Origin of the sequence: Pseudomonas sp. GM78, from assembly GCF_000282475.1 — a bacterium.
In the GTDB taxonomy this organism is placed as follows: domain Bacteria; phylum Pseudomonadota; class Gammaproteobacteria; order Pseudomonadales; family Pseudomonadaceae; genus Aquipseudomonas.
In genome coordinates, this window is the sequence record NZ_AKJF01000229.1 from 1 (window position 1) to 12,123 (window position 12,123).

The following is a 12,123-nucleotide window of genomic DNA, read 5'->3' on the forward strand; positions in this document are numbered from 1 at the left end:
CTCAGACAACAATCTCCCACAGACGCACCGAACAAAAAAACGGCGACTGCTGGTACAGTCGCCGTGAAAAACCGGTGCTGTCCACACCGGTCGAGAACACCACCGCAGCTAGGAGCCAACCACGGTGCAGTCCTCTGCCAGAAAGCTTATGCGTCGGGCGTCAAAGCCCCCAGTGCAGCAACAACAGCACCAGCACGACGAGGAACACCGTCTCCCCCACCATCAGCAGGATCGGCTTGATGCCCACCGCCGCCAGCTCCTTGAGCTGGGTCTTCATGCCCAGGGCACTGATGGACACCACCAGGCACCAGCGCGACAGTTCATTGACCGAACCCTGCACCACCGGGGCTATCCACCCGGTGCTGTTGATGCACGCCAGAATCAGGAAACCCACGGCGAACCACGGCAGCAACGGTGGTCGCTTGCCGGTCGGATCGGCGCCCTGCATGCGGGTGATCATCGCGGCGGTGACGATCACCGGCAGCAGCATGGCGACCCGCATCAGTTTGACCACCGTAGCCGTGTCACCGGTCTCGGTGGACATGCTATAGCCAGCGCCGACCACCTGGGCCACGTCGTGGATGGTCGCCCCGAGAAACACCCCGGCCACCTGCGGCGACAATTGCAGCCAGTTGGCGATCATCGGGTAGACGATCATCGCCATCGTCGACAGCGCCGAGACACCGATCACCGTGAACAGGGTCGCGCGTTCTTTCTGCGGGTGATTGGGCAGCGCTGCCGCCAGCGCCAACGCGGCCGATGCACCACAGATCGCGGTAGCCCCACCGGTGAGCATGCCGAACAAGCGCTGGAAGCCCAGCGCCTTGGCCGCGATCACCGACACGCCGATGGTCACCACCACCAAAATCACCACCAGGGCCACAGGCTTCCAGCCCAGCGCCGCCATCTGTTCGAGGGTGATGCGCATGCCCAGCAACGCCACGCCGATGCGCAACACGGTGCGCGCGGTGAACTCGATGCCGGCCTTGCAGGCGCCGTCACCGGCGAGGAAATTCAGGGCCATGCCCAGCAGCAGGGCAAACAGCATGACGGGCGCACCGTAGTGCTCGGACAGGAACGACGCGGCGGCGGCCACGATCAGGCTGACGATAAACCCCGGGGCCAGTTCGCGCGTGCGGCTATGGATACGGGTAAGGGCGATGGCGCTCATGGCGCGGACTCCTCAGGAACGATAACGATGAACGCCTGGCCGTCGATGATCTCGACCGGGTAGTTGTTGACCTTGACCTGCCTGGAATTGAGCAGGTAGCCGCTGTGCAGATCGAAGCGCAAACCATGGGCGCAACATTGAATCACCCGCCCCTCAAGACGCCCGCCACACAGCGAGGCGCCCTGGTGCGGGCAACTGTCGTCGATGGCGAACAGTTGCCCGTCGACGTTGAACAACGCCAGGCTTTTGTCTTCGAACTCGAACAACGCCCGGCCACCGGCCTGCGGGTGTTTGCCGGCAGGTACGGGAATGCGCCGGGTCATGCCGGCTGCCGCTCGCGCTCACCTTCCTTGAGGGCTTGGTTCATGGCCGTCAGCAGCGCTTGGGCAGGTTGGGCACCGATCACCGTCAGGCGACCGTCCAACTGGAAACTCGGCACGCCACTGGTCGCGCCGGGGGCTCCGGCAAATGGCGTGGCGTCGCCCTTCAGGCAATCGAGCACGGCCTCGGTATCGACGCCACAGGAGCGGGCAATGGCGAGCAAAGTCTCGCGGCAGCCAAGGTTTTCGCGTTTGCGGAAATAAGCGGCGAACATCCGCTCGAGCAACATTTCACGCTGGGCAGCATTGCCCAGCGCGCTGACCCGCTCGAACAGACGATGGGCGTCCGCGGTGTTGGGCATCGTCTCGATGTCGCTGAGGTCGATGGTCAGTCCAACCGCCGCGGCAGCCTTTTGTACCTGGGCCTGGCGCATGGTCATGGCATCGGCATTGCCCAGACGCTTGCGGTAGAAATCGGCGAAGGGCTCACCTTCCAACGGCAACTGCGGCAGCAACTGCACGCCATGCCACCGCGTACTGATCTGCACATCCGGATGGCGATTGCGAAACTGCACCTGCGCATGCTCCAGTTGGCGTTTGCCGATCAGGCACCAGGGGCAGATAAAATCGAAAAACACATCAATCTCTAGACGACGACTCACAACTTCACCTCTAACCCGGCTTGACTGACGGGGTCAGGCACGCGCTGACCCTGAAGGCGGGCAATATCTTTGTGGTAATGACACTTGGCGTAAAAGAACACGGCCGCTGCCGCAAGGCTGACCAATGGCACCAGCTGGAAAGCGGCGTGCAGGCCGATGAGGTCCGAGACCCTTCCGGTGATGAACGGCCCCGGTGCCAGCCCCAGCATGTTGTTGGCCAATGTCAGCGTGGCGAAGGCCGTACCATGCACCGAGTAATGGGTCAGGTTGGCAACCATCGCACCCGCGGGGCCGGTGGTGCCGGTGGCAATCAGCATGCCCAGGCAGATCAGTGCCAGTTGCAGAGGCCCAGCCGTCAGTGCGAACGCCGCCGACAGCAGCAGGCAGCTGCCCAGGCAAAAAGCGATGGCCAGGCTGACCTTGCGTTCCGGCGAGTTGCGACACAGCCGATCGCTGAGCATGCCGCACACAATCATCCCCGCACCGCTGCACAGCACGATGATCGCGGCCATGCCGCCGGCCTTGTCCGTGGGCATGTCGTAGTAGCGATTGAGGTAGCTGGGAATCCACACCATCACCGTGCCACCGACGAACAGCTGCAAGCCGCTGGCGACGTAGGTCGCCACCACCGAACGGCTGGACCACAGCGTACGCAGCGGACGCTTGGACCCCGCGACAGCCTTGGCGACCCGTTGCGGTGCGATGCGCGCTTCCTTGACGATGATCGGGTAAAGGATTGCCAGCAACAGGCCGAACAGCGCCATGCCGGCGAACGACCAGCGCCAGCCGAGCTTGGCGGCGATGGCACCGCCCAGCGCCATGCCCAACACCGAGCCGAACATCCCGCCTGCCATGAAGGCGCTGGCCAGGGTCGCCCGCATGTGTTTCGGAAACACCGAAATCACCACCGCGATGCCGACGCTGCCGTAGGCCGCTTCGCCGACGCCAACCATGAAGCGTGCGATGAACATTTGCTGATAGTCCTGCGCCAACGCACAACCCAGGGTGGCCACGCTCCACAGCATCGCCATCAGTGCCAGGCTCTTGACCCGACCAAAGCGGTCGGCCATCAGCGACAGCGGGAACGTCAGCAGCCCAACCATCAGGGCGACAATGCCACTGAGCAGGCCAAGCTGGCCGTCGCTCAGGGCCCATTCGCTCTTGAGCAGCGGGAATACCGCGTTCAGCACCTGGCGTGACATGTAATCGGAAATCAACAGGCCGAACGTCAGTGCAAAAACAATCCAGGCATATTTACGCGCAACGTTGACGCCACCAGCGTCGTCATCGTCGGCGATTGGGTGAAAGGCCATGCAGCCTCCTCAAAGCTTTTATTTATTTTTGTTATCAAGCGTTTTGCAGTGCGCACGAGAGGTCACGGCCTCTCGTGCGCACCACGGGTCAGCCGCGTTGCGGCACACCCTTCTGCCCAGCCTTGCGGTTGGGGGACATACCGTTGGCCAACAGGGTTTCTTCGATGCTGTCGTACTGCACACCGATGCGATAGATCTCACGGGCTTCTTTGCCGGTGGCGATTTCGCGACCCAGTTCGTGGGCAATGCGTACGGTTTGCTGGATCTGCGCAACCGAGCCGAAACGCTCGCCCTTGTGATCAATGATAGTGTCTTCGTTGCCAACACGCGGGTGCAGCCCCATGGACATCGCCATGGTATTGAACGGCAGCACGTTCTTGAGCAGCGATTCGGAGGTCAGGGTGCAGCCGTCCGGAACACGGTGGATGAAGTTGAAGAAGTTGAACGGGTTCGGACCGTCGAAACCACCGCCGATGCCGATCCAGGTCAGGTTCATCGGGCCCTTGTAGATGCCCTTGCGTACCAGGCGCTCCAGGGTTTCGTAGGCATGAATACCGGTCAGCTGGAAGTGCGGCTGGATGCCGTTGTCCATCAGGCGCTTGAGGTGTTCGGCAACCCAGGCTGGACCCGCCGGCACGGTCATTTCGCTGTAGGCAGCCTGGACCAGCGGGTTGGCCAGGGAAGTGCCTTCCAGGTATTCCGGGTACAGCAGCTCCATGATGTTCATCTGGGTGGTGTTGATCGCCACCGTGACCTGGTCCGGTTTTGGCGTCAGCTCGGCCAGCATGTGGCGGGTATCGTCAGACAGCCACTTGGCGGCTTCGCCATCGCTTTCCGGGGCGAAGGAAATCGAGCCACCGACCTGGATGATCATGTCCGGCACGGCTTCGCGTACACCGGCGATCAGCTCGTTGAACTTGGACAGGCGCTTGGAGCCCTTGCCGTCCAGTTCACGCACATGCAGGTGCAGGACCGTGGCGCCGGCTTCATAGCAATCGACCGCTTTCTGGACTTGCTCGTCCATGGTCAACGGGATGTCTTCAGGGAAATCTTCAGGCATCCATTCCGGGCCATACGGGGCCACGGTGATGACCACTTTTTCCATGTTTTCGGGGTGCAGGGAATCGTCGAAGAATTGCATGGTTTACTCCATTTTTATGTTTGTCCCGCCCACCCGGGTTCGAGCCGGGCAAGCGTGTCTACGAGTGCGTATGCAGAGAGGGTCGATCAGTAGGTCTTGTCGCCGATGATCCCGGCGCGCTCCATCTTGCGATGGCACGGCGGGTAGTCCATGACGGCGTAGTGCTGCGTGCTGCGGTTGTCCCAGATGGCGATGCTGTTGGGCTTCCAGCGCCAGCGCACTTGATACTCAGGGATGTACGCCTGGCTGATCAGATAGCGCAGCAACTCGCCGGCGCCAGGGTTGGCGTCCTGGCCGAATCGCACCCGCTCAGGGGTGTGGTAGTTGCTGAAATGGGTGGTGAAAGCGTTGACGAACAGCACCTTCTCGCCGGTTTCCGGGTGGGTGCGCACCACAGGGTGTTCGGCGTCGGGGTACATCGCCTTGAGCGCCAGGCGCTTCTCGATCGGCATGGCCGCGCCGAAGCTCGCTTCGATGCTGTGGCGGGCGCGCAGGTCGGCGATCTTGAGTTTTACGTCTTCCGGCAAGTTCGCATAGGCCTGGACCATGTTGGCCCACATGGTGTCGCCGCCCACCGGCGGGCATTCCACGCAGCGCAGCACGCATCCCATCGGCGGTGCATCACGCCAGGTCGCGTCGGTGTGCCAGGCGTTTTCGTAGCGGTCCATCGGCTGGTCCGGATTCTTGTAGATGCGCACCAGCCCCGGATGCTCCGGATCGCTGCCGGCCACCGGATGGTCCTCCAGCTCGCCGAAGCGCCGGGCGAAGGCCACGTGTTCGGCGCGCGTGATGTCCTGGTCGCGCAGGAACACCACCCGGTGCTTGAGCAACTGGGCACGAATCTCGGCAAACAGACCGTCATCATGCACCGCGTCGGCGAGGTTCACGCCGATCAGTTCGGCGCCGATGCTGCAGGTCAATTGTTCGACTTTCATGGCTGGCTGCTCCTTAAATGACGAAAATCGATGAACCGGTGGTCTTGCGCGCCTCAAGATCGCGATGAGCCTGCACCGCATCCTGCAAGGCGTAGTGCTGGTTGATCTCGATCTTGATCCGGCCGCTGCCGACGTGGTCGAACAACTCACCGGCCAGGGCGGCTTTTTCCGCAGGGTCGCTGATGTAGTTGGCCAAGGCCGGACGGGTCAGGAACAACGAGCCTTTCATCGCCAGCATCACCGGGTCGAACGCCGGGATCGGTCCGGAGGCGGTACCCACGCACACCATCAGGCCACGGGGTTTCAACGAATCCAGCGAGCCCATGAAGGTGTTCTTTCCGACGCTGTCGAACACCACGTTGACGCCGACACCGTCGGTCAATTCACGAACGCGTGCGGCGACGTCTTCATGGCTGTAATTGATCGTATGGTCGCAGCCGTGGGCCCGAGCGATTTCGGCTTTTTCCTCGGTCGAGACCGTGCCGATCACGTTCAGGCCGAGCAATTTGGCCCATTGCGATACGATCAGGCCGACGCCACCGGCGGCAGCGTGCAGCAGGATGCTGTCGCCCTCCTTGAAGTCGTAGATGCGACGCATCAGGTACGAAGACGTCAGGCCGCGCATGGTCATGGCCGCTGCCGCTTCGAAGCTGATGGTTTCCGGCAGTTTGATCAGCGGCGCGGCCGCGATCAGCCGTTCGGTGCTGTAGGCACCCAGGGTGTTGAGGAAACCGGTATAGGTGACGCGGTCACCCACCTGGACATTGGTCACTCCTTCGCCGATGGCCTGGACCACACCGGAGGCCTCGACCCCCATGCCGTTGGGCATCGGGATCGGGTAGGTGCCGTTGCGAAAGTAGGTGTCGGCATAGTTCAGGCCGACCGCCACATGACGCAGGCGAACCTGGCCGGGACCGGGTTCACCGACTTCGACATCCTCATAACGAAGGACTTCGGGACCACCGGTTTCGTAGAAGCGTACGGCCTTGGCCATTTTTCTTATTCTCCAGTCTGCAATATTGGCTGTTGCGTCGATTTGCGCTGATTGGACTGTAGGACGCTGCCTGTTGAGCCGCTTCTCATCAGACGACAATGGCTTTTCATTTCATGACAGTGCTCGCCATGGCGTTGATGGCGGTGGATGACTTATCCCGTGCCGCTCGCTACCCTGCACACCACGACACCCCGTCCAGACGAGCGCTTCATGAAATCCCCCGCAGGTTTGTTGCTGTCGGCCATCGAGCTGGACCGTGCCAGCGCCATCCCCTTGTACCGCCAACTGTATTTGCAGATCCGCAAACAGATCCTCGGTGGGCGGATCCAGGGCGGCGTGCGCTTGCCATCGACCCGCACCTTGAGCAAGGAACTGGCGTTGTCGCGGATCACCATCCTCAATGCCTTCGATCAGTTGATCGCCGAGGGTTTCCTCGCCTCGCGCACCGGCGCTGGCACCTACGTCGGCACCGAATGGGAGCACCGCACGGCTGTCGACGACGGGCAGGCACGCCAGCCCCCTCGCCTGTCCGACCTGAGCCAGTCGATGCTGTCGCTGCGCAGCGATCATTTTCGCGGGGTGTCCTATGCCGACTGGGACCCCGCCACCCCGACCTCCTTCCTGCCCAGCCACAGCACCTACGACGCGTTCCCGCACACGATCTGGCGGCGCCTGATGAACCGTCACCTGCTCAAGCCGACCAAGGCCATGCTCGGTTACGGCGAACTGCAAGGCTTGCAGGCGTTGCGCACGGCCATAGCCGAGTACGTCTTCGACGCCCGGGGCATCGACTGTGACGCCGGGCAAGTGGTGATCGTTTCCGGCGCGCAACAAGCCTTCAACCTGCTGGGCATGCTGCTGCTCAACCCACAGGACCGCGTGTGGATGGAGGACCCGGGGCACATCGCGGCGCGTATCGCCTTGCAGGCCCAGGGCGCGCAGGTGGTACCGCTGCCTGTCGATGAACAGGGGATCGATGTCGAGCAAGGCATGGCCCAATGCCCGGATGCGCGCCTGGTGTTCACCACGCCCTCGCGCCAGCACCCCCTGGGCGTGACCCTCAGTTATGGGCGACGCCAGGCACTGATCGATTGGGCTGCACGCCAGCAGAGCTGGATCATCGAGGACGATTGCGACAGCGAATTGCGCTACAGCGGCCGCCTCCTTCCCGCGCTCTATGCCATGGACCAGATGGCACGGGTGATCTACGTCGGGACGTTCAGCAAAGTGCTGTTTCCCTCGCTGCGACTGGGCTACGTGATATTGCCCCAGGCCCTGGTCGAACCCTTCTGCACCTTGCGCGCGGTCATGGATCGCAGCCCGCCCACCCTGCTGCAGGCGACGACGGCGGACTTCATGGTCGAAGGCCACTTCCTGGGGCACATCCGCCGCTTGCGCGCGCTGTACCAGGCTCGCCAGCAGGCCCTGGTCGAGCAGCTGCAACAACAGCTCGGCGGCTTCTTGCGGATCACCCCGGTGGACGCCGGCATGCACCTGATCGCCTGGCTACCTCCCATGCTCGATGACGACGCGATTGCCAAGCAACTGGCGCGACACAACATCCACACCTACGCCCTCTCCGACTACTGCATCGAGCACGTCCTGCCGCCCGCGCTGTTGATCGGTTTTGCCGGCACCCCCGAACACCAGGCCCAGGAACGCGTCGAAGCGCTGGCCCGGGCCCTGGACGCCATGGGGTGCCTGACGCAAACCACTTGAAGCACGACAAGTGGTCTTAACAATTAACTGATAATGGATCTATCGAGAGTTCCTGGCTGGCGCGATAAAGGCTGCGTCGCAAGACCCGTGTCTGAACCAGGAACGACTCGAATGAACAATAAGATCCAGGAACGATTCAACGCCTTGCTTTGCCACAACGTGGTCGAGGACGGCACGGCGCCCGTGCTGACTGACGCACTGGCCCGGCAGTTGCTCGAACGACTGGCGCAACTGCGCCTGTTTGCCCACGCCTACCCGCTGTTGACCAACCTCACCCACGGTCGCGTCACCCCCGCCGACCTGCTCGACTTCGCTTATCGCCACGAACTGCAAGGCCTGAGCCTGCACTTGCTCGACGGCGAGGCCAACAGCCTGAGCCAGATGACGCCTGCGCAACTGCAGGTGTTCGCCGACAAGGCCCGTGCCCTGGGACTGGACGTGCACCTGGAAATCAGCAGCACGCGCAAACAGGATGTCGACCAGGTGATCGCCATCGCCCTGGCCCTGGGCGTGCGCAACATCCGCGTCTACTCGCGCTACGAGGGAACGCTGTCGCAGGTCATGGACCTGATCGAAACCGACCTGCGCTACCTGGCGCAGCAGGCAGACGCGCACGACCTGTACTTCGACTTCGAGCAGCATGAAGAGCTCAAGAGCGACGAGATCGCGCAACTGCTGAACCGCCTCGACCATCCTCGCCTGCATGCCCTGTTTGACTTCGGCAACATGATCAATGCCTGCGAACAACCCCTGCAGGCGCTGCGTAACCTGGCGCCGCACATCCGCCAGGCGCATCTCAAGGGCGTGCGCGTGGTCCCCGAACAAAACGGCTTCGGGCATTACGGCGTGCTGCAGGGCAGCGCCGAAGACCACCTGCCCAGTGCCCGCCTGCTGTTCGAGCTGTTGATGCTGGGCGACACGAGCCCGCAGGTGATCGCCTTCATCCTAGAGCAGGAAAACCACTACGTGGCCCCGGCGTTCCGCCAGACCGTCGAGGCGGCCGACCCCTTCATTGCCTATCGGGAAATGAGTGACACGCCACTGCCCGCCGGTTTCTCGCTGGAACGAATGCTGGCCGACGAACACCGCTGGGCGAACAACCAGGTCGCCTACGTGCGCGGCGTGCTGGCCGAGTTGCGCACCCTGGCCGAACTGACCCTTGCTCACAGTCCTCAAGCCTGAACCCGACGCTACGAACCGATTACGCCCGGAGAACAATAATGACAACGCAAAACAAGGCCAAATGGCTCAGATTCCTGATACTCATCCTCGGTGGCGGCACCATCTACAAACTGGCCAACCTCAAGGACGCCTTCTATGTGCCCATGCAGGAATTCATGGGCTTGAGCCACACTGAAATCGGCCTGCTGCTGAGCGCCAACGCGATCATCGCCACCGCGTTGTTCGTGGTCGGCGGAATGCTCGCCGATCGCTACGACACCCGCAAGTTGATCCCCCTCGGCCTGATCGGAACCGGCAGCCTGGGGCTGTACCTGGCCACCTTTCCGCCTTTCAGCAGCCTGCTGATCGTGTTCAGCCTGCTGGCGGTGTGTGCCGACTGCATCTTCTGGCCCTCGCTGCTCAAGGCCATCCGCAACCTGGGCGACGATCAGGAACAGGGCCGGCTGTTCGGCCTGCTGGAAGGTGGACGTGGCGTGGTCGATACCCTGGTGGCCTTCTGCGCGCTTGGCGTGTTCGTCGCCATGGGTTCGGGCGAAGCCGGCCTGAAGTCGGCGATCCTGTTCTACTCGGTGATCGACATCCTGGCCGGGACCCTGACCTGGTTTCTGCTCAAGAGTGGCGGCGCACAGTCGACCGCCAAGCCCGGCAACGGCCTGGCCAACCTGTTCGAAGCGGTCAAGGTGCCGGGCATCTGGCTGGTTAGCCTCAATGTGTTCATGGTCTACATCGTCTACTGCGGCCTTACCTATTTCATTCCCTACCTCAAGGAAATGTACGGCCTGCCCGTGGCGCTGGTGGGCGCCTATGGCATCATCAACCAGTACTTCCTGAAGATCCTCGGCGGCCCTGCCGGCGGTTTTATCGCCGACAAGCAGTTCAAGAGCACCAGCCGCTACCTGAAGTGGGCGTTCCTGGCGCTGCTGCCACTGATGGGCGTCATCCTGCTGATTCCGAAGAGCCCGAGCTTCATCTATGCCGGCATGGCCGCCACGCTGTCCTTTGCGCTGATCGTGTTCTCCATGCGCGGCGTGTTCTGGGCGCCCATGGGTGAAGTCGGCATTCCCCCGCACATCACCGGCTCGGCCTTCGGCATCGGCTGCCTGATCGGCTACGCGCCGGGCATGTTCGCCTACGTGATCTACGGCGCCATCCTCGATCACTTCCCCGGCCAGCAGGGCTATAACTATGTATTCAGCCTGATGAGCGGGTTGGCGATCATTGGCTTCATGGTGTCCAGCCTGCTGTATCGATCGGTACGCAGGAAGTCCACGGTCAGTGGCCAGGTGAGTGCAGCCCAGGCTTGATCCGACGCTGTGTATCACTGTGTATCTGGACAACGGCGGGATACAGGTGCTTGCACCGGTCCCGCTCTTCGACACAGGCCAGATACGTCACCGCGCTCAAATGCAGGCAGGGTTTGAAGGGGATCGGCCGGATCCCCTGGCCAGCGGCTTGCAAAGGAGCATCACCATGAAGATGGCACAGCAGAACGACAACACCGGTAAACCCCGCCGCAGTCTGATCAGCGCTTCGATCCTCGCGCTGAGTCTGTTCGGCGTGCTGGGTGCCGCCCACGGGCAAACGTCCGCGACCGCGCAGCCTGGCGCGACAGCGGCTGGCGTCAAGCAAGAGGCCACTTCGCCGTTCGGTCCGCTCAAGCATGTCAACGCCGGCCTGTTGAACGTGGCGTACGCCGAAACGGGCCCGGCCGATGGCCCGGTGGTGATCCTGCTGCACGGTTGGCCGTATGACATCCACAGCTATGACGAGGTCGCACCCTTGTTGGCGGCCAAGGGTTATCGCGTGTTGATGCCCTATGCGCGAGGCTACGGCGACACGCATTTCCTCTCCGACAAAACCCTGCGCAATGGCCAGCCGGCCGCCCTGGCCAGCGACGTCATCGACTTCATGGACGCCCTGAAGATCAAGCAAGCCGTGCTCGGTGGCTATGATTGGGGTGCGCGCTCCGCCGGCATCGTTTCGGCGCTGTGGCCTGAGCGAGTCAAGGCACTGGTCTCGGTCAGTGGCTACCTGATCGGCAACCAGGCCGCCGGCAAGAACCCGCTGCCGCCCAAGGCCGAATTGCAGTGGTGGTACCAGTTCTACTTCGCCACCGACCGCGGCCGCGCCGGCTACGAGAAAAACACCCATGACTTCGCCAAGCTGATCTGGCAAACGGCCTCGCCAAAATGGGCCTTCGACGACGCCACCTTCGACCGCAGCGCCAAGGCGCTGGAAAACCCCGACCACGTCGACATCACCGTGTTCAACTACCGCTGGCGCCTGGGCCTGGTCCAGGGCGAGAGCCGATACGAAGCGCTGGAGCAGAAACTGGCCACCGCACCGTCCATCAGCGTGCCGACCATCACTATGGAGGGCGATGCCAACGGTGCGCCGCATCCGGCCCCCGAGGATTACGCCAAGCGCTTTACCGGCAAATACGAATTCCGCCTGATCAGCGGCGGCATCGGCCACAACCTGCCACAGGAAGATCCGCAGGCGTTCGCCAAGGCGGTGATCGATGCGGATCATCTTTGAGGCCCAGCGATAGGGGGCTGACAGCCGACCAATCGCTCGCGGCTGTACCCGTTCTACTGTAGGAGCCCGGCTTGCCGGCGAAGGCGTCCTGAAATTCGATGATTGTCTTTCAGGTGTACATATCCATTGCTGCGGTAACGGCCACCTA

General features: G+C 62.5%; 11 protein-coding genes. 4 read left to right on the forward strand and 7 right to left on the reverse strand.

What is annotated here, in order from left to right; genetic code table 11:
• Window positions 1-160: 160 nt before the first annotated feature.
• The 7 genes from PMI35_RS00210 to PMI35_RS00180 form a co-directional block, all read right to left on the reverse strand.
• Entirely contained in the window at window positions 161-1,171 is a 1,011-nt protein-coding gene (locus PMI35_RS00210; protein WP_008066683.1) for a YeiH family protein, read from the reverse strand.
• Entirely contained in the window at window positions 1,168-1,494 is a 327-nt protein-coding gene (locus tag PMI35_RS00205; protein ID WP_008066685.1) for a Rieske (2Fe-2S) protein, read from the reverse strand. The genes PMI35_RS00210 and PMI35_RS00205 overlap by 4 nt, the downstream gene beginning before the upstream one ends.
• Window positions 1,491-2,153, reverse strand: a complete 663-nt coding sequence (locus PMI35_RS00200; RefSeq protein ID WP_008066688.1) for a DsbA family oxidoreductase — start codon at window positions 2,151-2,153, stop codon at window positions 1,491-1,493. Before PMI35_RS00200 ends, PMI35_RS00205 begins: the two co-directional genes overlap by 4 nt.
• Window positions 2,150-3,466, reverse strand: coding sequence for an MFS transporter (locus tag PMI35_RS00195; RefSeq protein WP_008066693.1), 1,317 nt, complete (start codon window positions 3,464-3,466; stop codon window positions 2,150-2,152). Before PMI35_RS00195 ends, PMI35_RS00200 begins: the two co-directional genes overlap by 4 nt.
• A gap of 88 nt (window positions 3,467-3,554) precedes the next feature.
• The gene (locus PMI35_RS00190; RefSeq protein WP_008066695.1) at window positions 3,555-4,607 is read right to left on the reverse strand and encodes a 3-keto-5-aminohexanoate cleavage protein; all 1,053 of its coding nucleotides are present in this window, start codon (window positions 4,605-4,607) and stop codon (window positions 3,555-3,557) included.
• Between the two features lie 86 nt (window positions 4,608-4,693).
• On the reverse strand, window positions 4,694-5,542 hold the full coding sequence (locus PMI35_RS00185; protein WP_008066703.1) for a TauD/TfdA dioxygenase family protein: 849 nt from the start codon (window positions 5,540-5,542) through the stop codon (window positions 4,694-4,696).
• A 13-nt stretch (window positions 5,543-5,555) separates the two neighbouring features.
• On the reverse strand, window positions 5,556-6,536 hold the full coding sequence (locus tag PMI35_RS00180; protein ID WP_008066704.1) for a quinone oxidoreductase family protein: 981 nt from the start codon (window positions 6,534-6,536) through the stop codon (window positions 5,556-5,558).
• Window positions 6,537-6,746: 210 nt separating this feature from the next.
• Between PMI35_RS00180 and pdxR the strand changes: the two genes are divergently transcribed.
• The 4 genes from pdxR (at window position 6,747) to PMI35_RS00160 (ending at window position 11,975) form a co-directional block, all read left to right on the forward strand.
• On the forward strand, window positions 6,747-8,255 hold the full coding sequence (gene pdxR / locus PMI35_RS00175; protein ID WP_008066705.1) for a MocR-like pyridoxine biosynthesis transcription factor PdxR: 1,509 nt from the start codon (window positions 6,747-6,749) through the stop codon (window positions 8,253-8,255).
• A gap of 111 nt (window positions 8,256-8,366) precedes the next feature.
• The gene (locus PMI35_RS00170) at window positions 8,367-9,437 is read left to right on the forward strand and encodes a sugar phosphate isomerase/epimerase family protein (RefSeq protein WP_008066706.1); all 1,071 of its coding nucleotides are present in this window, start codon (window positions 8,367-8,369) and stop codon (window positions 9,435-9,437) included.
• Between the two features lie 38 nt (window positions 9,438-9,475).
• A complete protein-coding gene (locus PMI35_RS00165; RefSeq protein ID WP_008066707.1) occupies window positions 9,476-10,741 on the forward strand; it encodes an MFS transporter in 1,266 nt (421 codons plus the stop codon).
• A gap of 166 nt (window positions 10,742-10,907) precedes the next feature.
• Entirely contained in the window at window positions 10,908-11,975 is a 1,068-nt protein-coding gene (locus PMI35_RS00160; RefSeq protein ID WP_008066709.1) for an alpha/beta fold hydrolase, read from the forward strand.
• Window positions 11,976-12,123 lie beyond the last annotated feature (148 nt).

Coding starts and splice junctions, on each gene's coding strand:
- pdxR (WP_008066705.1), top strand. CDS start 6,747: ATGAAATCCCCCGCAGGTTTGTTGCTGTCGGCCATCGAGCTGGACCGT.
- PMI35_RS00160 (WP_008066709.1), top strand. CDS start 10,908: ATGAAGATGGCACAGCAGAACGACAACACCGGTAAACCCCGCCGCAGT.
- PMI35_RS00205 (WP_008066685.1), bottom strand. CDS start 1,494: ATGACCCGGCGCATTCCCGTACCTGCCGGCAAACACCCGCAGGCCGGT.
- PMI35_RS00195 (WP_008066693.1), bottom strand. CDS start 3,466: ATGGCCTTTCACCCAATCGCCGACGATGACGACGCTGGTGGCGTCAAC.
- PMI35_RS00185 (WP_008066703.1), bottom strand. CDS start 5,542: ATGAAAGTCGAACAATTGACCTGCAGCATCGGCGCCGAACTGATCGGC.
- PMI35_RS00190 (WP_008066695.1), bottom strand. CDS start 4,607: ATGCAATTCTTCGACGATTCCCTGCACCCCGAAAACATGGAAAAAGTG.
- PMI35_RS00180 (WP_008066704.1), bottom strand. CDS start 6,536: ATGGCCAAGGCCGTACGCTTCTACGAAACCGGTGGTCCCGAAGTCCTT.
- PMI35_RS00165 (WP_008066707.1), top strand. CDS start 9,476: ATGACAACGCAAAACAAGGCCAAATGGCTCAGATTCCTGATACTCATC.
- PMI35_RS00210 (WP_008066683.1), bottom strand. CDS start 1,171: ATGAGCGCCATCGCCCTTACCCGTATCCATAGCCGCACGCGCGAACTG.
- PMI35_RS00170 (WP_008066706.1), top strand. CDS start 8,367: ATGAACAATAAGATCCAGGAACGATTCAACGCCTTGCTTTGCCACAAC.